Genomic DNA, 25,341 nt, shown 5'->3' on the forward strand with positions numbered 1-25,341 from the left:
CGGCGGCGGGCGTTGGACATGGGGGGATTATGATTTTGGAACGATATATTGAATAGTCCTCAATATTTGGCCTCAGCGTTCTATTTATGAAACAATGAAGCCGCTTGCTTCGTACCGGGTTGGTCAGCCGCGTCCACAAGACGCCGGTCCGCCGTCCTTGATGCTGATCCGGCCTTCATGGACCGCCATCGCGTTGGTCTTGGCCGACGCCTGCCCACGAGGGGGATAGACGATGAAACTGCCGGACCTCAACGAGCTCTATTTCTTCGCCCAGGTGGTGGAGCATGGCGGCTTCGCGCCGGCGGGCCGGGCCCTGGGCATACCGAAATCCAAGCTCAGCCGCCGCGTGACCCTGCTGGAGGAGCGCCTGGGCGCGCGCCTGCTGCTGCGTTCGACGCGCAGCTTCGCCGTGACGGACATAGGCAAGCGCTACTACCAGCACTGCCGCGCCATGCTGACCGAAGCCGAGGCCGCGGAGGAATCGGTGGCGCTGGCGCATTCCGAGCCTTGCGGCGTCGTGCGCATGAGCTGTCCCGTGGTCCTGCTGGCGACCCGTGTGGGCCATATGTTGGCCGGTTTCATGCAGCAATATCCGCGCGTGGCGCTGCAAGTGGAGGAGACCAACCGGCGTGTGGACGTGGTGGGCGAAGGACTGGACTTGGCCTTGCGCGTGCGTCCGCCGCCCTTGCAGGACAGCGACCTGGTGTTGCGCACGCTGGCGGAGCGCCGGCAATGCCTGGTGGCCAGCCCCGACTTGCTGGCCCGCATGGGGACGCCTGCCGGGCCCACGGACCTGTCCGGCTGGCCCAGCCTGGACATGGGCAGCGCGCAAGAGGTGCATCGCTGGGTGCTGTACGGGCCGGATGCCGTACGCGCCGAGGTGCGGCATCAGCCGCGCATGGTCACGCAGTCCATGCTGGCGCTGCGTGTCGCGGCCGTGATGGGGGCCGGTGTGGTGCAGCTGCCCAATATGATGGTGCGCGAGGAAATGCGCGCCGGGACGTTGGTGCAGGTACTGCCGGGGTGGGAGCCACGGCGCGAGATCATCCACGCCGTCTATGCGTCGCGCCGCGGGCAATTGCCCGCCGTGCGCGCGCTGCTGGACCACCTGGTCCAGCAGTTCCAGGCCTTGCAGGAAGACTGACGAAGAAGGCCTGGATGGGGAGCGGCGCGGGCTTGGGGCCGGGCTGGGGGTCCGGGCTTTTTTCGGCCGCGGCGGGTCCTGTTACTCCGGCTTCAACATGCCCGAGGAGATCAGCGGTTGCAGCTTGGCTTCCTCCGCCGCCACGATCTTCGAGGCCTGCTCCAGCGTGGAGGGCACCACTTCCGAACCCACGGTCGCCAGCGCCCGCTTGACGTCCGGGTCGGCTACCGCCTTGGACAGCGCGTCGTTCAAGGCCTGGCGGATGGCCAGCGGCGTACCCTTGGGGACCATCAGCGCGGAGTAGGTGACCATTTCGAATTGGGTCTTGGTCAGTTCCGCGACGGTAGGCGTATCGGGTATGCCCGGCGCCCGCTTGATGGAGGTGACCGCCAGCGGCAGCACGGTATGGGCGTCGATCTGCGGCTGCGAGCTGGTCAGCTGGTCGACCATCGCGTCGACCTGGCCGCCCACCAGGTCGCTGAGGGCGGGCGCCGAGCCCTTGTACGGGATCAGGTTCAGCGTGATGCCGAAATCGCGTTCCATCATCAAGGCCGCGATGTGGTTAGTGGTGCCGTTGCCGGCATGGCTGACGGAGATATCGTTGGGGTGCGCTTTCGCGTAGGCGAGGAAGCTGTTGAAGTCCTTGATGCCTTTCTTGTTCCTGGCATTGACTTCCAGCACGGAAGGCGCGACGGCCAGCATGCCGACCGGTTCGAAGTCGCCCAGCCTGACCTTGGTGGCCGGCACCATGACGGGGTTCACCACCAGCGGGACGATGGTGGTGGACAGCACGGTATAGCCATCGGGATTCGAGCGCGCGGCATAACTGGCGCCGATGGACCCGCCTGCGCCGCCCATGTTCTCGACGACCAGGGTGGCCTTCATGATGCGCGCCATCGCCGTGGTGATGGCCCGGGTCGTGATGTCCAGGTTGCCGCCGGGAACATAAGGGACGATGACACGGAGAGGTTTGTCGGGATAGTCCGCGGCCAGGGCGGACGCCGAACAGAAAGACAGCGCCATGGCGACGCCGAGGGCCTTGAGGCCCAGGGAAAACTTCTTCATGCATATCTCCAAACGTTCTAATTTTCGAGCCCATGCCGGGCCCTGCATCGCGAGCCCATGTCGGACCCTATACAGCGCAAAACGCCACGCGACCGAAGCGGCGTGGCGTCTCGAACCGTGAAGGAGCAAATCGTAATCAGGTTGCGCCGGTCCCGCGTTGCCAAATTGAGAACGCCGTTTATCCCGCGCAGCAAGGAGCTATCCGAACCCTCATTTTGCGCGTTGCACCGCTGGCGGCGACCAGGCGCCGTCGGTGGTTGCGGCCTTGGGCCAGTAGGCGCGGACATAGAGGGAGAAATCGCCGTCCTTCGGGGCGGGCAGCCAATTGGCGCGCTGGTCCGGATCGGTCGGGGCGTCGCTCTGGACGTAGATCGTCATCGACCCGTCCTTGTTGAGCTTCAAGTCCTTGTTCTTCGTACCCACTGAATAGCGCTTGATGGGGTTCGGGACGAAGAAATGCTTGTCGTTATAAAGGGTGAGCGACCAAAAACCGTAGACCGGCGGCGTCTGCCCCGGCGCGAAGGTCAGCGTATACCGATGGGCGCCATTCAAGCGGCCGCCATCCTGGTCCAGGTCCTGGTAGAAGTATTTCGTCTCGGTAGGCGCATTGACGAAAATGTTGGACTTCGCCACCGCCGTCCGGGTGAAGTAATCGCTGCCGAATGCCGCCGTATTGGACGTGGTGCTCCAGTGATAAGGGAGCTGCAGGCCATAGTTGCGGAACTGGAACAGGGGTTCTATGAGCTCAGCATCGGCTTTCCCCGCCTCGTCGATGACGGCCTTGCGCAATGCCGGGTCGGACTTGATGGTATCCAGCAGCGCCAGCGCCTGCGCATACCGGGTTTCCTCGCCCGGCAATGGCGGCGCATCGGCCAGCGCGGCGGGCAGCAGGTCGAAGAACGTCCCGGGCGTCACCCATGCTGTTTCAGTGTCGCCGCCTGCGGCTGCGGGAATGTGCTTCAGCCCCTTCCAGTCGATTGTCTTCATCGTGCCGTCGTATTGGGCGAGCGGATATATCGCGATGTTTTTCAAGACATCCTGGACCGCTGCCCTGTCGGCCGCGTCGTCATCCATGAATACCCGCGGGATGACGTTGCCCGTATTGGTGGACGACCTGAACACCCGCGTAATGCCTTGCGGGACGTCGCCATGCCAGTTGGGACCCACCAACAGATAGAACCCCGGTTTGGTGCCGTACATCTTTCCGAGCTGCGCAAACCCGTCGGTCCGGGAGTCGACCACCTGGTAAACCCAGAAGCGATCGCCAAAATCAGGAACCTGCACCACCACCGGGGACTGGTCGAGCGCGACCAGTCCCCCGCCGTACACCACGTCCTGGTTGGGGCAGGCCACCAGGCGCACGTCGGGAGGGAAGTAGTCCGTCAACATGGTCAAGTGGTTCAACGGCGACATGGGCGCGGCGCCCATGTACATCATTTCTGGGACCTTGGTATAAGCGGCCCGCCGGGCGGCCATGTTCACCAGCGGCCACGCCCAGAAATAGGCATCCCGCGCGACGAGGCGAGCATAGGCCTCGGTAAGCTTCGTGCCCTTGACCGGGCCGGCAGGCATGGCCGACGCGAAACCGGGTGACAGCGGCACGGGTTGCGCATGGACGCTGGCTGTGCAAAGCCCGATTCCCGCACCGATGGCAAGGCGGACGGCATAACGACTCCAGCGACGGCCTATATGCATCATCATCATTCCTTCCGGGTGAATTCGTTGCGAACGGATCAGAGCTTGGTGACCGGCGGCGGCGCCCACCCGCCTGTCTTGACCTCTTCCTTCGGGACGTAGGTCCGGAAGGTGAGGGAGAACGGTTTGTCCTTGGGCGCGGGTAGCCAGTTGGACTGCGCAACGCCGGCGACCGGCGCGGGGCCTATGGCGATTTTCAGGGAACCGTCGGCCTCCTTCTTCAGGTCGGAATAGCTGTTGAAGTTGTAGCGCTTCAGGTCGTTCGGCACGACGCGGTAATCCGGCACGCCTACCAATATGACTGACCAATAAGCATCGACCACCGACTGTGGCAGCTTGTCGGCGGGGAAATGGATCACATAATTGTTGGCGCCGTTCAAGGGATTTTCGTCGGCATCGCGAGTTGCCACGAAGTAGATGACCTCGTCATCGGTGTTCGCCCAAATGCCCGCGTAATTGACGACGGTCCTTAGCAGATAGTCGTCGCCGTAGTTGCCTGTCTTGCCCCCGCCTACCCAGTGGTTGCGATACGGCGCGCTCTTCGTGAAGGCATATTCGATGAATCGCGGTATCACGTGCTCGCGCAGCAGTTTGTCCATGGCGGCCCGCGACTGCGGCGAAGACGCGGCGTGGGCCGCGACGGCGCGCGCCTGCTGCTGCAGCTGGGCGGCCATGGGGCAGACATCGAAAGCACTGTTTATTCGCGCGTCGATGTCGTCGAAGATTTCGACGCCGATCAGGTCCTTGTTGCCGAATGCGGGCACGAATGGCGGCGGCACGATCACCGGATTGCCCAGTGCCGTGACCTGGAACGCCTTCTGCAACGTTATCGCGCCTTCCGGATCGCCCTTCAGTTCGACCCGGCCCAGCAGCTTGGCCTTGCGCGAGTGCAGCTCGATGCGGGCCGCGCCCGCGGGCACATCGCCGCGCCAGCCCGGCGCGACGAGGGCGTACCGGCCGAAAGGCTGCGAGGGAAACGTGCGTTCGTTGATGTTGGCGATGACCTCGCCCCATTCGTCGAGTATCTGGGCGGTGTAGTAGCGCCCCTTGATTTCGGGCACCGTCAACAACACCGGGCTGCGGTCGTCAACCGCGAACCAGGCTTCGAGGTAGGCGACATCGAAGTTGGGATTGACGAAGTCCGCCGAGCCCAGGGGGTTGTACTTGATCTGGTTATAGGCGAAGCCTTCGGTGTTGCGATCGCTATGCTCCTGCCGTAGCACCAGGGCGCGACCGAGCAGGTAGAGATAGGCTTGCTCCATGTCCGTGCTGTTGGGAGGAATGGATGTCGCTGTTGCCCAGGAGGCGGACGGAAGTGGGGCGACTGCGGCGATCAGGGACAGGAAACTTCGACGGCTCAAGCGCATGATTTCTCTCTCTACTTACCGGGGTGGAAAAACCGGGGCGGGAAAACGAAGAGATCAATTCCGTGGCGAAACATCGAGCATAGGGACGGACACCGAGCGTAATCTGCCACGCCGCGGGCCGTTCGCGGTGGGGGCGACGCATTTTGATACAAGTTGGGTGCCGCTTTCCTGGTCTTGATATGGCGGCATGATAGGGACGCGGCGTCGGCTATCTCCGGCAATTCCGTGGAGTTGATGACAACCTGCCGCTAAAAACCTCCGAAAGGCTGGTTTGCGCCGTTCTTGCCGCCTCCCTACGATCGCCGCCGTCATTCCGCTGGAGACGTTCGTATGCAAGCCCCGAGTCCCGACCTGGTGACGCGCAGCCTGAGCGCCGTGTGGCATCCGTGCACGCAGATGAAGCACCACGAGCGCATTCCGCTGTTGCCGATCGCGCGCGCCCGCGGCGCCTACCTGTACGACGCGGCAGGGCGGCGCTACCTGGACGGGATCAGCTCGTGGTGGGTCAACCTGTTCGGCCACGCCCATCCCGACATCAATGCCGCCGTGGCGGACCAACTCGGCACGCTGGCGCACGTCATGCTAGCGGGGTGTACGCATGAACCCGCTGTCATGCTGGCGGAGCGCCTGTCCGCATTGACGGGGGGAACGCTGGGCCATGCGTTCTTCGCCTCGGACGGCGCTTCGGCGGTCGAGATCGCGTTGAAGATGAGCTTCCACTTCTGGCGCAACCACGGCCATGCCGCGAAGCGGGACTTCGTCTGCATCGACAACGGCTACCACGGCGAGACGCTGGGCGCCCTGGCCGTCACTGACGTGGCGCTGTTCCGCGACGCATACGGCCCCTTGCTGCGCCATGCGCACCGGGTGCCGTCGCCGGACGCGCGGCTGGCGGCGCCGGGCGAATCGGCGGCCGACGTCGCCGCGCGCGCCCTGGCCGAGGTGGCCCGGCTGTTCGAGGCGCGCGCCACCCATATCGCCGCCATCATCGTGGAACCCCTCGTGCAATGCGCCGGCGGCATGGCCATGCACGATCCTTCGTACCTGCGCGGCCTGCGCGAACTCTGCGACCGGCATGGCGTGCACCTGGTCGCCGACGAGATCGCGGTGGGTTTCGGCCGTACGGGCACTTTCTTCGCGCACGAGCAGGCCGGCATCCGGCCCGACTTCCTGTGCCTGTCCAAGGGCATCAGCGGTGGCTACCTGCCTTTGTCCGTGGTGCTGTCGACCGATGCCATCCACGATGCGTTCTATGCCGACGAGATCGCGCGCGGCTTCCTGCATTCGCACTCCTACACGGGCAATCCGCTGGCCTGCCGGGCTGCCCTGGCCACCCTGGACCTGTTCGTGCGCACGGACGCGATCGCCCGCAACCGGGTGCGGTTCGATGCGCTTGAACGGGCACTGGGCAACCTGGCCTCGCATCCGGACGTCGCGCATTTGCGCCGCCGCGGCGCCATCCTGGCCTTCGACGTCGCTGAGCGGGGCCGGCCGGGGCAGGGCGGCTTCGCGCAACGGTATGCACGGCATGCGTTGGCGGCCGGCGCGCTGCTGCGCCCCATCGGCCGCACCGTCTACCTGATGCCGCCGTACATCCTCGATGACGAGCAGATCGTGCAATTGGCCTCGGCGACGATAGCCGCCCTGGAAAAGACCTTGAGTGAATAGTCCATGACCGCCATCCATCCTCTTGAAGTCCTGCGCGCCGGCCTGGCGGACCTGCAGGTCCGTGGCCTGCACCGACGGCGCCGCATCTCCGACACACCCTGCGCGCCGCGCATCCGCATCGACGGGCGCGATGTCGTCGCCTTCGCCAGCAACGACTACCTGGGCCTGGCGAACCACCCCGAGCTGATCGAGGCCCTGTCGCAAGGCGCCCGGCAATATGGCGCGGGTAGCGGCGGGTCCCATCTGCTGGGAGGGCATTCCCGCGCCCACGCGCTGCTGGAGGACACCTTGGCGGAGTACTGCGGCGGCTTCGCCCGCAACCCGCGCGCGCTGACGTTCTCCACCGGCTACATGGCCAATATCGCGATGCTGGCCGCGCTCGCCGGGCCCGGCGCGACGCTGTATTCCGACGCGCTGAACCATGCCTCCCTGATCGACGGCGCGCGCCTGGCGCGGGCGGACGTGCGTATCTATCCGCATGGAGACGCGGCCGCGTTGGGCGAGATGCTGGCGGCGGACGCGCACGCCGGCGTCAAGATCATCGTGACCGATGCCGTGTTCAGCATGGACGGCGACATCGCCCCGCTGGCGGACCTGCTGGCGCTGGCGGAAAGGCACCAGGCGTGGCTGGCGGTTGACGACGCCCACGGTTTCGGCGTGCAGGGCAGCGATGGCGCGGGTAGCGTGGCGGCCCTGGGCTTGCGCTCGCCCTTGCTGGTCTATATGGGCACGCTGGGCAAGGCGGCAGGCGTGGCGGGCGCCTTCATCGTGGCGGAAGAGACGGTCATCGAGTGGCTGATACAACGGGCCCGCACCTATATCTACACCACGGCGGCCGCGCCGGCGCTGGCGCACGCGGCCATCAGCAGCATCGGCATCATGCGCGGCGGCGACGGCCAGGCGCGGCGAGCGCGCCTGGCCGGCCATATCGAAATGCTGAGCGCGGCGATCGGCACGCGCCGGACGACCGGCACAGGCCAGGCCAGCGGCTTGCCTCGGGCCGGCGCGGCCTGTGCAGGTTCGGAGACAGCCTGCCTGCCCCGGTCCTCCACCGCGATCCAGCCTGTCCTGGTCGGCGCGAACCAGGCGGCGCTGGACCTGGCCGAGACGCTGCTGGCGCAGGGGTTCTGGGCGCCCGCCGTGCGCCCGCCCACCGTGCCGCCCGGTACCGCGCGGCTGCGCCTGTCCCTGTCCGCCGCGCATGAGCCGGCCGATATCGAACGCTTCATCGAGGTCTTGTCCGCATCATGACCGCATCCCGTCCGTCCCTATCGCCCCTGTCCTCGCCCTTGTCTTATTTCATCGCGGGCACCGATACCGAGATCGGCAAGACGCTGGCCAGTTGCGGCCTGCTGCGGGCCTGCGCTGCCCGCGGCCGCGCCACGGCGGCCATGAAGCCCGTCGCCGCCGGCGCGGAGCAGGGCGCGGATGGCGTGTGGCGCAACGAGGACGCGCAGGCGCTGGCGGACTGCGCCACGGTGCCCGTCCCGGCCGTGCTGTCCACGCCTTTCCTGCTGCGCGAACCCGCCGCGCCGCACCTGGTGGCGCGGCAGGCAGGCGTGGCCCTGGACATCGCCCGCATCGTCCGCTGTCACCGCGATATCGTCCAGCGCGCCGACATCACCATCGTCGAGGGCGTCGGGGGCTTTCGCGTGCCCCTGGATGATGAACGCGACACCGGCGACCTCGCGCGGGCGCTGGGCCTGCCGGTGATCCTGGTGGTGGGCTTGCGCCTGGGCTGCCTTAGCCATGCCCTGCTGACCGCCGAGGCCATCGCGCGCGGCGGCCTGCGCCTGGCCGGCTGGATCGCCAACACGGTGGACCCCGCCATGCGCTTCCTTCCGGAAAACGTCGACACCCTGCGCGAGCGGTTCAGCCGCCATTACGGGGCGCCGCTGCTAGGCGCTATCCCCTGGCTAGCATCCCCCTCCGGTGTCACGGCGGCCCCATACCTGGATGTCCAGCCTTTATTGGAAGGCACGGCTAAGTGACGAACCGCAACTCCGACTGTATGATCCAGATACTTTATGGCTCCTGTTGATACATGAGCCGGGCGGGGAAGGGACCTGGCGCTACGGGCAGTGTTTCCCGCAACGCTTCCCGCGATCGGCAGTCGGGGGCCGGGGATCATGAAAAAAGTGCTTTTGCTGGCGGCATGGATAATGGGCTTGATGCTGGGGGCGTCTCTCCAGGCACAGACCGCGCCGGCACCGCCTAGGGTGAAAATCGCCACCAGCCAGGGCGATATCGTGGTCGAGCTGTATCCAGACAAGGCGCCGCGGACAGTCGAGAATTTTCTCCAGTACGTTAAGTCGGGGTTTTATAACGGCACGGTCTTCCACCGCGTCATTCCAGGATTCATGATCCAGGGCGGCGGCTATGACGGCGCGCTGGTCGAGAAGCGCACGCGCGGGCCGATTCCGCTGGAGGCCGGCAGCGGCCTGCGCAACCTGCGCGGCACGCTGGCCGCCGCGCGCACCGCCAACCCGAATTCGGCCACCTCGCAGTTCTACATCAACCTGGTGGACAACCCCAGCCTGGACGCGCCCAAGCCCGACGGCCATGGCTACGCCGTCTTCGGACGCGTGGTGAACGGCATGGACGTGGTCGACCGCGTCGCGTCCTCGCCGACCAGGACGGTGGGCATGTACGCCAACGTGCCGGTGCAGGCCATTACGGTGGCATCGATGAATATCGACGTGCCGGCGCCGCTGATCTCCGCGCGATTGCGCCAGGATGAACCCGGGGCCGACGAACCGGCAGCGCCCACGCGCAAGCCGGAGCCGGTGGCCCCTCCCGGGGACGATGCCGGCGTCTACGGATTCGAGACCGTGCCCGCCAATGCCATCGACAAGGGTGAAGTGTGCCAGGTGCGCAACATGCCGCCCCTGATGCACCAGGGTACCCTGGGCATCTGCTTCGCCGCGGCCGCGTCCACGCTGTTGACGGCGGAGAACTGCCGCGCGCTGAAGGAAGACTGTCAGCGGGTGACACGGGACAAGATGTTCTCGGTGATCGCGCTGAGCGCGGACGGCGCGGCGCAGGACCAGGGGGGCGACCTGCCCAGCATCAATATGGGCGGCAGCACGGCCGCGGTACTGCAGGAGATCGCGTACAACAAGGGGCAGGCGCCTTCGGAGGAGTGTGCGTCGCTGGATGACGCGACGAAGAAGATCGGCGGCGCCGAGGTTGCGTTGGAGACGCAGCTTCGTTTCTGGAATTGGCTGGAGCAGGAGTACCGGCGCCAGCACGCCGTCGTGACCAAGTGCGAAGCCTGCTTCCTGGCGGACTATCCGCGCAGCGAACTCCGCCGCAAGCTCACGGAAAGCCTGAACATGACGGTGGCCGACAAGGACGTCGCCGCTGGCCTGGCTTTGCCGGACTATCGAGGTTTCATCATGAAGATCTTGATCAACAAGCGGTGCCGGCGCTTGAGCACCGCGGTTCAGTTCGAGAACATGTACAACGTGAAGGTGAAGCTCTATCCGGAACAGCCCAAGGGCAAGGGGAACTACAAGCAAGCGATCGCCTATATCAAGGAGGCGTTGCTGGACCAGCGCCCCCTGGCGCTGGGCAATGTGTGCATGGACAAGGCGCCGTCGGCTTCCAAGTGCAAGAACCTGCACGGCGTGGTCATCGCGGGATACAAGCAGGTTTGCGACCCGTCGGGTAAGCGCTGCGCCGATGCCCTTCGGGTGATCAATAGCTGGGGCCAGGGGTGGCAGGCCGAGCACAACGACGGATGGGTGTATGCCAAGCCGCTGCTGGATCGCACCTTCTACACGCAAGCCACCCTGAGCTGGTTCGCCGAGCGGGGTCGATCCGAGACTGCGAGCTCGAACCGGTAGCCGTTGGTGGACAGAGGGCGAACTGTATTTCTTCAGCTAAAATTCAGCTTCTGGCGGCATTTCGGCCATAACGCACTCCTAATTTTGAAAAACAGCTAGGGACGGGCTTATTTTGGCGTTTTGAGATTGTCATTAATTCATACAATTGCCGGCAGCAGAGCAGGGACGCGGCAGACGTACCCGCAGCGAAGTGGAGAGACAAGCAAGCTTTCATTCCTGGTCTTCCCACCGTATCGAGCCAATGAGCAAAATTGCCCCGTCCCGCGTCCTAACGGCGCCGGCCAGCTATGCCCGTCGTGATCTGTTGATGGCCGCCTTGACCTCGGTCGTCACCTTGGCTGCACCGACCTGGTCCACCGCCGCCTGGGCGCAGGCGCCGGACACCGACGCCTCCGGCAAGCGCTTTCTCGATCTGTCCCGCTTCCTGACCGGCAAGGACGATCTCGATCCCGTCATCGCCCGCCGTACCTTGCAGGCCCTCCTGGTCGAAAAGGACTTCGAACAGCGCTATGCGGCGCTGGAATCCGCGTGCCAGGCCGCGCGCCAGGCAGGTACCTTGACCGGCATGGACGCCTTCGATGCGTCGCCGGTCGGCAAGGATCCCGCCCTGCGCGCCACCGCGGTGGAAATCGTCAGCGCCTGGTATCTGGGACGTGTCGGCAGCGGACCGGCCACGCAGCTGATCGCTTATCGCGAGGCGCTGATGTACCGGCCCACCGCGGGCATCACCACGGTCCCGAGCTATCAGCTTGGCGGCTACGGCTATTGGACGCCCAAGCCGGTCCTGCCCGCCGCCTGATCCCCGACCTCCCTCACGCGTCGACGCGCCGGGCCTCGCCGCCCGGGCATAGACGGGATTTCCGCGAGAGTTTTCATGTCTACAGAATTTGATGCCGACGTCATCGTCGTCGGCTCTGGTGTGTGCGGCAGCCTGGCCGCGCATCGTCTCGGCAAGGCCGGCAAGCATGTGATCCTGCTGGAAGCGGGGCCGCGCGTGCCGCGCTGGAAAATCGTCGAGAAGTTCCGCAATACGCCCGTCAAGGGCAATCCCAACGCCCCTTATCCGGATACGGCCCACGCCCCCAAGTCCGACACCAAGGGCTATCTGGAGGAAACGGGCACGACCCGGAACAACCCCAGCTACCTGCGGCTGGTCGGCGGCACGACCTGGCACTGGGCCGGCGCCTGCTACCGCTTCCTGCCCAACGACTTCAAGATGCAATCGCTGTACGGCGTGAGCCGCGACTGGCCGATCAGCTACGACGACGTGGAGCCATACTATGCGCAGGCGGAAGTCGAGATGGGCGTGTCGGGCCCGGACGATGCCGACCAAAGCGCCACCGGACGTCCCGGCACCTATCCGCCGCGTTCGACGCCGTATCCCATGAAGGCCCAGCCGCTGCCGTACATGCAGGCGCGCGCGGACGAAGTCTTGTCGGCGGCGGGGTTCCGTGTCGTCAACGAACCCACTGCGCGCAATTCGCGTCCCTACGATGACCGGCCGACCTGCCAGGGCAACAACTCGTGCACCCCGGTATGTCCGATCGGGGCGCTGTACAACGGGTCGGTGCATGCCTACAAGTCCGAGGACGTGGGCGTGAAGCTGATGACCGATGCCGTGGTCTACCAGGTGGAAGCCGACGGCGCCGGCAAGATCGTGGCGGTGCGCTACAAGTCGCCGGACGGCACGGACCACCGGCTCACGGCCCGCGCCTTCGTGCTGGCTGCCTATTCGATCGAGACCCCCCGCCTGCTCTTGATGTCCGGCATCGCCAACAGCTCGGACATGGTCGGCCGCAATCTGTCCTGTCAGCCGGAATGCCACCAGAACTTCCTGACTGACGAAGCGTTGTGGCCGGGACGCGGCCCTGTGCATCCCCAGACCTTCTTCACCGCGCGCGACGGCGACTTCCGCCGCGTACGGGCAGGCACCAAGCATGTGGTGGTGAACAATTCCCCCAACCAGATGATCGCGGGGAACCTGCTGAAGAAAGGCATCATCGGCCCGCGCCTGGACGAGATGATCCGCGACCAGGCGGCGCGCATCATGGAACTGAGCACCCAGCACGAATATCCCGGTGAACCGTCGAACCGCGTCACGCTCAGCACGACGCGCAAGGATGCGCTGGGCCTGCCCACCCCGGTAGTGCATTTCAACCGGGACAATGCGTACTTCCTGGCCGGTTTCGAGGATACGAAGCACGTCTACAAGCGCGTGGCGGAGTTGTTCGGCGCCACCGAGTACTCGCCGTTGACCTGGGTGCACCCGCATACGCAGGGCACCACCATCATGGGCGCCGATCCCAGGACGTCCGTGGTGGATCCGCACGGCCGTGCCCACGATCACCCCAATCTGTACATCGTCGGCCCCAACGTCATGACGACCACGGGCACGGTCAATCCCACGCTGACCGCGGCGGCGCTGGCCTTGCGCACCGCCGATGCCGTCCTGCATTCGATCTGAGGAAACGCCATGACCACGGTATCCCCATCGCTGCGCCGCGCTGCCGGCGTGATGCTCGCGCTGGCGCTGGTCGGCGCGGCCTCGGCCGCTCCCAACGCCGGGCCGGCGACCCCCCCCGCCGCCGCGGACGAAGCCACGCTCGTTCAGCGCGGGGCCTATCTGGCCACCGCGGCGGACTGCGTGGCCTGCCATACGGCCGCGGGCGGAAAATCCTATGCCGGCGGCAATCCCATCGCGTCGCCTGTCGGTACCATCTGGTCGACGAACATCACGCCATCCAGGCTGGCCGGCATCGGCAACTACACGGAAGCGCAGTTCGCGCGCGCCCTGCGCGAGGGCGTGCGAGCCGACGGCGCCAACCTGTACCCGGCCATGCCGTACACGTCGTACACCAGGATCAGCGACGACGATGTGCACGCGCTATATACGTATTTCATGAAAGGCGTCGCGCCCGTCGACCTGCCCGCGCCGCGGACCAGCCTGCCTTTTCCCTTCGACATTCGTGCGTCGATGAAGGGCTGGAACCTGCTGTTCAACAACGACAAGCGGTTCGAAGCGCCGGCCGGCAAGAGCGACCAGTGGCTGCGGGGCGCCTACCTGACGGAAGCGCTGGCGCATTGCGCCACTTGCCATACCCCGCGCAACGCCTTGATGGCCGAGGACGAGAGCCGCGCATACGGCGGCGCATCGCTGGGAAAGTGGTACGCGTCCAATATCAGCAGCGATCCCGTTCATGGCATCGGCGGCTGGAGCCAGGAGACCCTGGTCGCGTATCTCAAGACGGGGCATGCGCCCGGCCATGCGCTGGCGGCGGGGCCGATGGCCGAAGCCATCGACCACAGCCTGAGCAAGCTGTCCGACGCCGACCTGGACGCCATTGCCATGTACATCAAATCGGTCGCGCCGGTGGCAGGCGGCACGGCGTCGCAGCCCGCCTATGCCTTCGGCAAGCCCGCCACGGACGAGGCAAGGATACGCGGTACGACCATGGGCAAGACGACGGGCGCCACGCTGTACAGCGGCAACTGCGCTTCCTGCCACCAGGCGTCCGGCACGGGCGCGGCGCTGGGCGGGGCGCCATCGCTGCTGCATGTATCGGCGGTGGGGCGTGATGATCCCGGCAATCTGGTCATGGCCATCCTGGACGGCGTCTACCGCTCGGACAAGGACACGCCGCGCCGCATGCCCGCTTTCGCGCGCGAACTGGACAACGACGAAGTCGCGATGCTTGCCACCTACGTGCGCCAGACCTTCGGCAATCCGGCGGCGCCCGTGGTGACCGCGGCGCAGGTGCAGGCCTTGCGCGAGCCCGCGCAGCCGGGCCCCATCGTGACCTATGCCCGCATCGGCCTGGGCGCCGCGGTTGTCGTGTTGCTCGTGTTGCTGGGGTGGCGGTTCAGCCGGTTCGGCCGGCGGCGTCGCACGGCGTGAGGCCAGGTCCCTGCGGCGCGGGCCATGCTGTTGAAAGTACGGGGCGCCATCGTCTGGATGCATGCCATCCGGGCGACGGCGCTCATCCTTGCCGGCTCCGGTTCCTGACGGGGGCGCAGCCGTGCATTCGCCATTTCTGGAAGAAGATGTGACCTTCATCATGAAAAAAATCAATCTCTCCATCAAGGCCCGTATTGCGCTCGTGATCAGTTTCCTGGCCTTGCTGCTCATCGTGGGCGGCGGCATGGGGATGTGGGGTTTCAATTACGGCAACGACACGCAGCAGACGATGTACAAGCGCGAGCTCGCGGCGGCGATCGCCGTGTCGCAAGCAGACATCTACAACGCGCGGGGGTTTCTTGCGATCTACCGCCTGGGGCTCAGCCCCGAAAACCCCGGTGCCGGTGAGCAGGCCAAGCGGTCGCTGAAACTGTTCGAGCAGTCGGACAAGGCCTGGGCGGATTATCTGAAGCTGGTGGCCGATGACGATCCCGAGGAAAAGCGGCTGGCATCGGATCTCGGCGCCAAGCGTACGGCCTTTGCCGACAAGGGCTACAAGGCCATCGTGAACGCGCACGACGCCGGCCGTCCCGAGGACGTCGCCAAGGCCTGGGGCAATATGCGGGACTTGTTCAACGGCACCAGCGAGGCGTCGGCGGCCTTGCAGGCGTACCAGGCCAAGCGGGCGGAGTCGCTGTACGACACGTCCGTGGATGTCTTCCGCCGCTTCGTCGCCATCACCTGCGTGAGCCTGCTGCTCGTCGTCGTGATCTCCGTACTGGTGTGGCGGTCGCTGCGCCAGGCCATCGTGTCTCCCATCGAGCAGGCGCTGCGCACCTTTCGCGCCATGGCGGGCGGCGACCTCACCACCCGCATCGTCATCAAGTCGCGCGATGAAATGGGCGAGATGCTGGGTGGCTTGCAGAGCCTGCAGCAAAGCCTCGCCGACCTGATCAGGCAGGTGCGCCAGGGAGTGGAGCACATGGACGCCGGCGCGCGCGAGATCGCCGCGGGCAATACCGACTTGAGCAGCCGCACCGAGCAGCAAGCTGCTTCGCTGGAAGAAACGGCCGCCAGCATGGAAGAGCTGGCGTCGACCGTCAAGCAGAATGCGGACAACGCGCGCCAGGCCAACCAGCTTTCCACCAGCAGCATGGACGTTGCCCGGCGCGGCGGCGTCGCGGTGGATGAAGTGGTGGGCACCATGCGCGAGATATCGCAGCGGTCCTCGAAGATCGCCGATATCGTCAACGTCATCGATGGCATTGCCTTCCAGACCAACATCCTGGCCTTGAACGCGGCGGTGGAGGCGGCGCGGGCCGGCGAGCAGGGCAAGGGCTTCGCCGTCGTGGCGGGTGAAGTGCGGTCGCTGGCGCAGCGCAGCGCCCAGGCCGCCAAGGAAATCAAGCAGTTGATCGAGGACTCCACCAGCAAGGTAAGCATGGGGTCGGACCAGGCCGAACGCGCCGGCTCCACGATGCAGGAGATCGTCGGCGCGGTCCAGCGCGTCACGGACATCATGGGCGAAATCGCCGCCGCGTCGTCGGAACAGGCCGATGGCATCGAGCAGGTCAACCGCGCCGTGAACCAGATGGATGAAGTCACGCAGCAGAACGCGGCGCTGGTCGAGGAAGCCGCCGCGGCCACGGCATCGCTGGAAGACCAGGCCCGCGAGCTGAAGGCGGCGGTGGCGCGGTTCAAGCTGTCGGCGGCCGACGTGATCGAGGCGGATGCGAACCGCCTCGGCGGAATTTCCACGGCCAGGCTGGCGGTGGAGCCCGCGCTGTCCGGGCAGGCGGTGGCGGGGTAGCGCGCGCGGCACGCCGGCGTGCGCGCTTGTTTTGCACCTGGGGCTCCATGCCGGACGCCCGGGTGCGCGCCGCCGTGCGCTACGATGTCGGCGAAATCGTTTTCCTTCGTTCGACATCCCCGCCATGATCAATCTGAGGCATATCGAAGTCTTCTACGCGATCATGCATACCGGTTCGATCACCGGCGCCGCGCGGCGCCTTAGCGTGACGCAACCGGCGGTGAGCGCTGTGCTCAAGCACCTGGAGGCCAGGCTGGGCATGCCGCTGTTCCTGCGTTCGCATGGACGCTTGACGCCGACCCCGGAAGCGCAGGCCCTGCTGCCCGACGTGGCCGCGATATTCGAGCGCCTGGGCGCGGTTGAGCGGCTGAGCCAGGACCTCGCGGGCGGCCTCAAGGGGACTTTGAGCGTAGCCGCCACCTCTCCCATCGCCAATGGCTTCCTGGCGCGCGCCGTCGCTACGTTCTCGCGGGAGCGGCCAGGCGTGCGCATCGCACTGCAGGCGCTCAGTTCGCCTCTGGTGGTGGAGCGCGTCATGCAGTCCGAAGTGGACCTGGGCATCGTCTACCAGCCCGTCGACAATCCGGCGGTGGACACGAGCGTCCTGACGTCCGCCAGCATCGCCTGCGTACTGCCCGACAGCCATCCCCTTGCCGCCCAGGCATCGATAAGCATTGCCGACCTGGCCGGCATTCCTGTCATCACGTACATGCCGCAGGCCCTGCTCCGGCCCTACGTGGACCGGGCTTGCGAGCAGGCTGGCCGCACGCTGACGATCAGCGTGGAGACGGGGCTTTCCGTCACCGGCATCATGCTGGCCTATCACGGCGCCGGGGTGGCACTGGTCGAGCCGGACCTGCTGGCGTCGATGCCGCTGCCGGGATTGGTCAGCCGGCCCTTGTCGCCGGCGGTGACGTTGCAAAGCGTGCTGCTCAAGCACAGGCACAGGCCGGTGTCGCGCATCATGGACGAGTTCATGGCGCATCTACGCGCCATGCTGGCCGCGGGGGAGGGATCGCGCAGTGCAACATAAGCCTGGTTTATGGCCTGCCACGAATTGGTGAATTTTCCAGGACCGGCGTAGCGCGTACAGTGGCCCGCACTATTTGAATAACATCGCGAGGCGGAAATGGCGCAAATGCACTCGGGCAATCCTGCCCGTACCGTGGCCTGGGCCAGCTTTATCGGCACGGCTGTCGAGTGGTACGACTTTTTTCTCTACGGCATTGCATCGGCCGTGGTTTTCAGCAAGCTCTTCTTCCCCAACTACGATCCCCTGGTGGGAACGCTGATTTCCTTCTCCACCTTCGCCGTCGGCTACCTGGCCCGTCCTTTCGGCGGGGCGTTGTTCGGGCATATCGGCGACCGTGTGGGCCGCAAATCGGTGCTGGTGACCACCCTGCTGATCATGGGCGTCTCCACCACGCTGGTGGGACTCCTGCCTACCTACGACCGCATCGGCATCTGGGCTCCCATTGCCCTGCTGATACTGCGCCTGCTGCAAGGCATCGCCGTGGGCGGCGAGTGGGGCGGGGCGGTATTGATGGCGGTGGAGCATGCGCCGCCGGACAAGCGCGCCCTGTACGGCAGTGCGGCGCACATGGGAGCGCCGGCGGGCCTGATCCTGTCCACCGGCACTTTTGCGGCGTTCGCCCTGATGCCGCAGGACGCCTTCCTGGCCTGGGGCTGGCGCGTGCCTTTCCTGCTTAGCATCGTGCTGCTGTGCGTCGGCCTGTTCATCCGCCTGAAGATCGCGGAGTCGCCCGCCTTCGAGAAGCTGAAGGCGCAAGGCGGCCAGTCGCAGCGGCCGGTCAGCGATGTATTGCGCAGCCCAGGCAACATCGTGCGGGTCGCCTTGCTGCGCTGTATCGATGGCGTGGGCTCCAGCACCTATTCTTTCTTCGCCGCCACCTATGCGGTTGGTCACTTGGGTTTTTCCACCAGCGTCAGCACCATGGGCAACGTGATCGGCGGCGCGGTGGGCCTGGTTTCCGTGCCCATCGCCGCGCGCTTGTCCGACCGCTATGGTCGCCGGCGCGTCTACATGGCCTATGTCACCTTCGCCATGCTGGTCGTGTTCCCGGTGATGTGGCTGATCGATACGGGCATACCCGTGCTGTTCTGGCTGGCGATGGCGTTGGGACTGGGCGTGGCCAACTACGGTCAATATGGATCGGTGTCGGCGTACTTCGCCGAACTGTTCGATACCAGGGTGCGCTATTCCGGCGCCTCCATCGGCTATCAGTTCGGCGGCGCGATCTTCAATGGCACCGCTCCGCTGGTGGCCACGGCGCTGACGGCCTGGTCGGGTTCGATCTGGCCCATAGGCGGGTTTATCGCCTTGTCGGCGGTGGTCAGCCTGGCAACGGCCTGGCTGTCGCCGGAAACCGCTCGCCGCGACATCACCGTGGACGCGCCGGACGGCCCCGCACGGTCTGCCGACCTGGGGGCGGGCCATGTCCTTGGCCGTTGACCCGGTTGTCGCCGCGGGCGGCATTGCCGCCTACCAGCGCGCACTGCGAGCGGGCAGCCTGACCGCGACCGCGGCGGTGGCAGCCTACCTGGCCCGTATCCGCGCAGTGGACCGGCAAATCCGCGCCTACGAATACGTGGACGAGAAGGCGGCCCTGGAGGCGGCCCGCGCGGTGGACAGCGCCTTGGCGGCAGGGCGGGACCCCGGGCCGCTGGCGGGCCTGCCGGTATCCATCAAGGACAACTTCGCCGTCGCGGGGATGCCGGCATACGCCGGCACGCGCGTCGATATCGGCGATTTGATGCCGCGCGAGGAAGGCAGCTTCGTCCGGCGCTTGCGCGAACTCGGTTGCGTCATCCTGGGCAAGACCCGCAGCGTCGAGTTCGCGCTGGGCATTACCGGCTCCAGCACGCCGCGCGGCACGCCACGCAATCCCTGGGATTCAGGACTGGAGCGGGTCACGGGCGGTTCCAGCTCGGGAGCCGCCGCGGCCATGGCCGCGGGTCTTTGCGCGCTGGCCGTCGGCACCGACACGGGCGGCAGCGTGCGCGTGCCGGCCGCGCTGTGCGGGCGGGTGGGACTGAAGACCGGGTCGGGCCGTTGGCCCCTGGACGGTGTCCTGCCGCTTTCCCATGCCCTGGACACCATCGGGTTGATCACCGCCAGCGCCGCGGACGCCGCGCTGGCATATGCGGCGGTGCAGGGCGACGCGCCTCCCGCACCGCAGGCCCTGGCCGGCGTGGCGTTCGGCCTGCCGCGCACGTATTTCTGGCGCGACCTGGCGCCGGAGATTGCCGATGCGACGGCGTCCGCGCTGGATGCGCTGGTGCGGGGCGGCGCGGTGCTGCACGACATCGATGTACCCGAGGCCGCGGGCCGCGATGCCTATTTCCCCGTGGCCCTCCCGGCCAGCTTGATCCGCTTGCTGGGCGCCGCGCGCTTTCGTGCCGAACGTGGCCGCATGGACCCGCTGGTCGCCGCGCGGGGCGATGCCGGTCTCGATGTGACCGAGGCGCAAGTCGCGGCGCTGGAAAACAGGCGGACGGCGCATGCCGCCGCGGCCGCGCGGCGCTTCGCGAACTGTGCCGCATGGATCACGCCGACGACGACCGTGACGGCGCCCACGCTGGCGGAGCTGGGGGACAAGGAGAGGAACTGGACGCTGGCGATGGGCATGACGCAGTGCTCACAGCCGGTGAACTACCTGGGCCTGTGCGCGGTCAGCGTGCCGCTGCCACGACCCGGTGCCATGCCGGCGGGGCTGCAGGTGGTCGTTCCGCACGGCGAGGAAAGCCGCGCGCTGGCATTGGCGCAGGCGATCGAGGCCTGCCTGGGCGCGCAGCCCGGCGCGGATATGGAGGCCTACATTCATGGAGGCTTGCATTCATAGAGGCTTACATTCGCCCGTCGGAAGTAGGGCGCAAGCAGCGGGCAGAGGCGTGAGCAGAAGCGAAAGCGAAGGCATGACCAGGAGCGGCGGCGGCCGTTGCGGCAGCAAGGATATCAAGAACCATGGTACGCCGTGGAACCGGCGGCAGCGATCAGGAGAATCGAATTGAGCAGTGCACAACCCAAGACCGTTTATCGCCCTCGCCAGGAGGGTTTGTACTTCCCCAGGTATCCGGAGCACGCGTCCGTCGAGGCCGAAAGGCGTCACCGCAAGGAGCGCCTGGCCGCCGTATGCCGCGTGTTCGCGCGCTATGGCTATGAATACGGCTTCGCCGGCCACGTCACCGTGCGCGATCCGGAGCATCCCAATCTCTACTGGACCAATCCCTTCGCCATGGATTTCGGCCGGGTGCGTGTTTCGGACCTGTTGCTGGTCGACCATGAGGGAACGGTCCTGGAGGGCAGCTGGGCGGTCAATCGCGCGGGTTTCGTGTTGCATGCGGCGATACACGAGGCCAATCCGCAGTTGGTCGCATCGTGCCACGCGCATACCACGCATGGCATGGCCTGGGCCGCACTCGGTCGTCCGCTGGATCCTATCACCCAGACGGCGGCATGCTTCTTCGAGCAGCATGCGCTGATCACGGAGGAGGCAGGCGCCGTGGTTGTCGAGCGCGACGCCGGCCATGCGGTGGCGCAGGCGTTCGGCAACAGCAAGATCGCCATCCATCAGAACCATGGCCTGTTCTCGGCGGGCCGGGAAAGTGTGGACGAGGCTGCCTGGTGGTTCATCGCCGCCGAACGCGCGTGCGAGATCCAGCTGAAGGCGGAAGCCACCGGGTCACCCGTACGGTCGATGAATGAGGCTGCCGCGCGTCATTCCGCCAAGCACCTGGGCACCCCCTTCATGGCGTGGCTGCATTTCCAGCCCATCTACGATGCGGTGACGCGTTCGGATCCGGACCTGTTCGACTGAGCGCGGCATATGGGGGATAAGGGGCGGCCGCGGCCGCCACGGTTCCCGGCCGCTCGCATGGCGTATTATCGGCGGTTGTCACTCCAACCGATCGCCGGGCGGGCACCGCGCCCGGCGGGGGCTTATTCATGAACCCCGAAGACCTCAAGCTGCTCGTCACCTGGACCATGCCATTCGGCAAGTACAAGGGCCGCCTGCTGGCCGACCTGCCGGGGCATTACCTGACGTGGTTCGCGCGCGAGGGTTTTCCGCCGGGGCAACTGGGCCAGTTGCTGGCCCTGATGCACGAACTGGACCACAACGGGCTCAAGCCCTTGCTGGATCCGCTGCGCGCCGGCGGGGCGCCCAGGCGCCAGGCATGACGCCGCGCCCGCGCCGCGCCCGGGGCTGATCTTTCGCCTACGCGTTTCGCGGCGCCATGGCCTGCATGCGTGTTTCGAGCAGGGCCTGGAATTCGTCGGCCAGCGCCATGGGGACGGCGTTTTCCGGCCGCATGCAGGCATATTGCGAGTGCAGCCTTTCCTTCAGCGGCCTTTGCACGATGCGCGCATCATCGTTCGGCATGGGCGTCCAGGCCGACACCAGGCCGACGCCCGAGCCTTCCGCCACCAGGGCGCAGACCAGGGGCGATGTCGGGGTCTCCGCGACCACGTCCGGAGTAATGCCCTGGCGATTGAAGGCATCGTCGATCTGGTAGCGCAGATAGCTTTGCGGGGAGGGCAGCACAAGTCGCTCGCCGGCCAGGTCGCGCAATGCGATCCGGTCCTGTCCTGCCAGCCGGTGGCGCGCCGGCAGGACCGCGACGATGCGGCTCGCTGGCAGCGGCCGCACGCTGACCCCCGACTTGGACATGGGCAGTTCCACCACGCCGATATCGAACTGCCTGGTCGCCACAAGCTCGGCGATCTGGGTCGAAGGCAAGGTCTGCACGAAGACGCGGACCTTGGGGCGCGTTTCCAGGAACAGGGCGATCAGCCTGGGTATGAACCATTGCGCCAGGGCCGGCAGGGTGGCCACGCGCAGGGCGCCGGCGCGGTGATGGCCGATGTCGTAGGCGACCTGGGTGATGCGGTCGATGCCGACGTAGAGATGCTCCACCTCGCGATACAGCGCCTCGGCCTCCGGCGTCGGCACGAGCCGGCGTCCCTTGCGCTGGAACAGGGCGTACCCCAGCCGTAGTTCCAGCAGCCCGATCGTGCGGCTGACGCCGGGCTGCGTGACGTTCAGCAGCCTGGCTGCCCCCACGACGCTGCCGGAAATCATGACGGCCCGGAACGCCTCGATGTGGCGCATGTTCATTTCAATTTTCATCTATACCTCAAAGGCATAAGCAGGCATCGATTCTTCACTATTTCACAGACCAGGGCGTGATTAACATTTGAATACCCCGCCTTGCTTTCGAAGAGAAGTGAAGAATATTTCGGCCATGATGCCGATGCCAAATTATGCTGACAAGTAATGATTCGAGGTTTTCAGCGACTGAACCCGCGACTGAACCCGCCACTGGATCCGCAACCGCCCCGGCCACCCGGATGGCGCTTCGGCTTGGGCGCTACGTTGCCGACCTGGACCCTCGGGATATCGATGCTCGTACCAGGGAAGCTGTATTGCGCTGCATCCTGGACGCCCTCGCCAGCGCGGGCGCCGCGCTGGACCTGCCCGCCGTGAAGGCGACCCAAGAGGCCGCGCGCACACTGTATGGCGACGGCCGGACGCCCATGTGGTTTACGGGCCAGGCGGTCAGCACCGCCGCCGCCTTGTTCGCCAACAGCGCGGCGACGGCCGCGCTCGACCTGGACGACGGCTACCGGCAGGCGCGTGGACATCCTGGCGCGGCGGTCATTCCCGCCGTTCTCGGCTTGGCGGGCGAGCGCCCCGGCCACACGGTGGCGGACCTGGTCGCGGCGGTGGTGGCCGGTTACGAGGTCGGCTTGCGCCTGGCCATGTCCCGGCCGGCGTACGCGCCTTCCGGCGCGTGGTCCGGCTACGCCGTGGTGGCGGCCGCCGGAAAAATGCTGGGCCTGGACCCCGGCGTCATCGCGCATGCCCTGGCGATCGCCGCGCAGACCGCGCCCGCCCTGCCTGCCCTGGCCGGTCTTGCCGGGTCGGACGTGAAGGAGGGCATCCCGGCCGGCGTCGCCGGCGGGTGGGCGGCGCTGCGCCTGGCCATGGCCGGGTATGCGGGCCCGGTCGCCGTCCTGGACGACGCGCGGCTATTCGATCCGCGCGTGCTGCTGCAGGACCTGGGCGGGACGCCCTTGATCCATGGCGTCTACTTCAAGCCGTTCGGATGCTGCCGCCATATCCATGCGCCATTGGAAGCATGGCTGCATTTGCGGGCCCGGCACGGGCTGGACGCGCGGGACATCGTGGAGATGAAGGTCCGCACCTATCGCGCCACCTTCAACCTGGCCAACCGTCCGGCCCCCGGCACGCTGGTGGAGGCCCAATACAGCGTTCCCTACTGCCTGGCCTTGTGCGCGGTGCACGGCGGCGATGCCCTGTTGCCGCTGTCCGCGGACCACCTTGGCGACGCCACGGTGCGCGAACTGGCGGCGCGGATCGCGGTGGAGCACGACGCCGATATCGAACCGCTTTTTCCCGCCCGCTCGCCGGCCAGCGTCGCCGTGGTGCTCCGCAACGGCCGGCGCCTGGCCTCGCCGGTGATGGACCCCCGGGGCGACCCGGGCACGCCGCTGGACTGGGGCGACCTGGAACGCAAGTTTCGCGTGGCCACGCGGCTGCGGCTGTCTCGCGCGAGCCAGCAGGGGGTGCTCGACGCGCTCGGCGACCTGCGCGCCGGCGACAGCGGCCCCTTGCTGCGTGCATTGGGCATGGCCGGACTGGCCGCGCCGTGACGGCGCGGCGCCTACCTGGATTACTCACAACGACATTTCAAGGGATAGGGACCATGAACATCATGACCAACGATATCGACCCTCGCCGGCGCACGGTGTTGCGTTCGACCCTGGCGCTGGGCGCCTTGGCCGCGTCGGGCGCCAGCCTGGCTGGGGACTTTCCCGCCAAGCCCATCCGGCTCATCGTGCCGGCGCCGCCGGGCGGAGGCACGGATGCCATGGCGCGGTTGATGGCCAGTGCCCTCGCGGAGTCCGCCAAATGGAACGTGATCGCCGAAAATCGTCCCGGCGGCGGGGGGAATATCGGGTTCGACCAGGCCTTCCGGGCGCCGCCGGACGGCTATACGCTGGCCTTGGGCGAATCCAGCAACATGATCGTCAACGAGTTCCTGTATCACCGGATCCCGTACGATATCGAGAAGGACATGCAGCCCATCGCCTTGCTCGCCAAGGTGCCGCTGGTGCTGCTCACGTCGCTTGATGGCCCCCATGAGGGGGGGCCCTATGACAGCGTGGAGAAACTCGTGGCGGCGGGCAGGAAGGGGACGATATCGTTTGCCTCCTCCGGCAACGGGACCTTGGCGCACCTGGTCGGCGAACTGTGGAAAAGCCAGGCCCGCCTCAACATGCTGCACGTTCCCTATCGCGGTGCGGCGCCGGCATTGACCGACCTGATCGGCGGCCAGGTGGATATGTTCTTCGCATCGGTGCCGGTGGCGTTGCCCATGATACAGGGCGGCAAGGTGCGCGCCCTGGCGGTGACGGCGCCGGAGCGGCTGAGCGCGCTCAAGGATGTGCCCACCATGGCGCAGGCCGGCTACCCGGGCATGGACGCAAGCGTCGTGTTCGGGCTGGTCGGGCCCGCCGGCATCCCCGCCGCCGTCGCGGCTGAACCCAACGGGCAGGTGAACAAGGCGATGCAAAGCCCCGCGGTGGCCAGGCAGCTGCTGGTCATGGGTGTGGACCGCGCGCCCGGCACGTTCGGCGGCGACCCCGCGTCCTTTGCCGCCCTGCTGCGCGAAGAGCGCGCCAAATGGGCGCCCGTGGTCAAGGCGTCGGGCGCACAGGTCGACTAGCAGGACGTAGCGCCGTCCGCCTCGACGCACCCGTTTCCCTTCCCGTTTCCCTTCCCGCATCCCTGCCTTCCTGGAGC

General features: G+C 66.6%; 20 protein-coding genes. 16 read left to right on the forward strand and 4 right to left on the reverse strand.

The genetic code is table 11. The features are described from left to right. Positions 1-232 precede the first annotated feature (232 nt). Positions 233-1,144: a LysR family transcriptional regulator gene (locus C7R54_RS26200; protein WP_129153860.1), complete on the forward strand. Its 912-nt coding sequence runs from the start codon at positions 233-235 to the stop codon at positions 1,142-1,144. An 81-nt stretch (positions 1,145-1,225) separates the two neighbouring features. Here C7R54_RS26200 and C7R54_RS26205 read toward each other — a convergent pair whose 3' ends face one another. From C7R54_RS26205 to C7R54_RS26215, 3 genes are all read right to left on the reverse strand, one after another. Further along, on the reverse strand, positions 1,226-2,209 hold the full coding sequence (locus C7R54_RS26205) for a Bug family tripartite tricarboxylate transporter substrate binding protein (protein ID WP_158021285.1): 984 nt from the start codon (positions 2,207-2,209) through the stop codon (positions 1,226-1,228). 210 nt (positions 2,210-2,419) lie between these two features. Further along, entirely contained in the window at positions 2,420-3,973 is a 1,554-nt protein-coding gene (locus C7R54_RS26210; protein ID WP_240039725.1) for a DUF1254 domain-containing protein, read from the reverse strand. Then, on the reverse strand, positions 3,943-5,166 hold the full coding sequence (locus C7R54_RS26215; protein ID WP_204524386.1) for a DUF1214 domain-containing protein: 1,224 nt from the start codon (positions 5,164-5,166) through the stop codon (positions 3,943-3,945). The genes C7R54_RS26210 and C7R54_RS26215 overlap by 31 nt, the downstream gene beginning before the upstream one ends. Positions 5,167-5,601: 435 nt before the next feature. On the opposite strand from C7R54_RS26215, the gene bioA reads away from it, so the two are divergent. From bioA to C7R54_RS26280, 13 genes are all read left to right on the forward strand, one after another. After that, positions 5,602-6,939 (forward strand): adenosylmethionine--8-amino-7-oxononanoate transaminase, encoded by a 1,338-nt coding sequence (bioA, locus tag C7R54_RS26220; RefSeq protein WP_129153863.1) that lies wholly within the window; start codon positions 5,602-5,604, stop codon positions 6,937-6,939. Between the two features lie 12 nt (positions 6,940-6,951). Continuing rightward, positions 6,952-8,190 (forward strand): aminotransferase class I/II-fold pyridoxal phosphate-dependent enzyme, encoded by a 1,239-nt coding sequence (locus C7R54_RS26225; protein ID WP_129154062.1) that lies wholly within the window; start codon positions 6,952-6,954, stop codon positions 8,188-8,190. 26 nt (positions 8,191-8,216) lie between these two features. Next, the gene (bioD, locus tag C7R54_RS26230) at positions 8,217-8,930 is read left to right on the forward strand and encodes a dethiobiotin synthase (protein ID WP_129154063.1); all 714 of its coding nucleotides are present in this window, start codon (positions 8,217-8,219) and stop codon (positions 8,928-8,930) included. 138 nt (positions 8,931-9,068) lie between these two features. Beyond that, positions 9,069-10,787 carry a peptidylprolyl isomerase gene (locus C7R54_RS29515; RefSeq protein ID WP_129153864.1) on the forward strand — a complete coding sequence of 573 codons (1,719 nt, stop codon included), beginning with the start codon at positions 9,069-9,071 and terminating at the stop codon, positions 10,785-10,787. 241 nt (positions 10,788-11,028) lie between these two features. Continuing rightward, complete coding sequence (locus C7R54_RS26240; protein WP_129153865.1) at positions 11,029-11,586, forward strand: sugar dehydrogenase complex small subunit; 558 nt, start codon at positions 11,029-11,031, stop codon at positions 11,584-11,586. Positions 11,587-11,661: 75 nt separating this feature from the next. Beyond that, positions 11,662-13,251, forward strand: coding sequence for a GMC family oxidoreductase (locus C7R54_RS26245; RefSeq protein ID WP_129153866.1), 1,590 nt, complete (start codon positions 11,662-11,664; stop codon positions 13,249-13,251). 9 nt (positions 13,252-13,260) lie between these two features. Further along, positions 13,261-14,682 carry a cytochrome c gene (locus C7R54_RS26250; RefSeq protein WP_129153867.1) on the forward strand — a complete coding sequence of 474 codons (1,422 nt, stop codon included), beginning with the start codon at positions 13,261-13,263 and terminating at the stop codon, positions 14,680-14,682. A 160-nt stretch (positions 14,683-14,842) separates the two neighbouring features. Further along, positions 14,843-16,492, forward strand: coding sequence for a methyl-accepting chemotaxis protein (locus tag C7R54_RS29400; protein WP_129153868.1), 1,650 nt, complete (start codon positions 14,843-14,845; stop codon positions 16,490-16,492). A 124-nt stretch (positions 16,493-16,616) separates the two neighbouring features. After that, the gene (locus C7R54_RS26260; protein ID WP_192903749.1) at positions 16,617-17,525 is read left to right on the forward strand and encodes a LysR family transcriptional regulator; all 909 of its coding nucleotides are present in this window, start codon (positions 16,617-16,619) and stop codon (positions 17,523-17,525) included. Positions 17,526-17,621: 96 nt separating this feature from the next. After that, entirely contained in the window at positions 17,622-18,965 is a 1,344-nt protein-coding gene (locus C7R54_RS26265) for an MFS transporter (protein WP_129153870.1), read from the forward strand. Continuing rightward, positions 18,949-20,355, forward strand: coding sequence for an amidase (locus tag C7R54_RS26270; RefSeq protein ID WP_129153871.1), 1,407 nt, complete (start codon positions 18,949-18,951; stop codon positions 20,353-20,355). The genes C7R54_RS26265 and C7R54_RS26270 overlap by 17 nt, the downstream gene beginning before the upstream one ends. 165 nt (positions 20,356-20,520) lie before the next feature. Then, on the forward strand, positions 20,521-21,330 hold the full coding sequence (locus C7R54_RS26275; RefSeq protein WP_129153872.1) for a class II aldolase/adducin family protein: 810 nt from the start codon (positions 20,521-20,523) through the stop codon (positions 21,328-21,330). Between the two features lie 128 nt (positions 21,331-21,458). After that, positions 21,459-21,692, forward strand: coding sequence for a DUF3820 family protein (locus C7R54_RS26280; RefSeq protein ID WP_129153873.1), 234 nt, complete (start codon positions 21,459-21,461; stop codon positions 21,690-21,692). 37 nt (positions 21,693-21,729) lie between these two features. Here C7R54_RS26280 and C7R54_RS26285 read toward each other — a convergent pair whose 3' ends face one another. Beyond that, positions 21,730-22,629, reverse strand: coding sequence for a LysR family transcriptional regulator (locus C7R54_RS26285; RefSeq protein ID WP_240039726.1), 900 nt, complete (start codon positions 22,627-22,629; stop codon positions 21,730-21,732). A gap of 233 nt (positions 22,630-22,862) precedes the next feature. Between C7R54_RS26285 and C7R54_RS26290 the strand changes: the two genes are divergently transcribed. After that, the gene (locus C7R54_RS26290) at positions 22,863-24,188 is read left to right on the forward strand and encodes an MmgE/PrpD family protein (RefSeq protein WP_129153875.1); all 1,326 of its coding nucleotides are present in this window, start codon (positions 22,863-22,865) and stop codon (positions 24,186-24,188) included. Between the two features lie 53 nt (positions 24,189-24,241). Next, positions 24,242-25,264, forward strand: coding sequence for a Bug family tripartite tricarboxylate transporter substrate binding protein (locus tag C7R54_RS26295; RefSeq protein ID WP_129153876.1), 1,023 nt, complete (start codon positions 24,242-24,244; stop codon positions 25,262-25,264). The last annotated feature ends 77 nt before the right edge of the window (positions 25,265-25,341 follow it).

Origin of the sequence: Achromobacter aloeverae (assembly GCF_004121055.1) — a bacterium.
Lineage (GTDB): Bacteria > Pseudomonadota > Gammaproteobacteria > Burkholderiales > Burkholderiaceae_B > Bordetella_C > Bordetella_C aloeverae.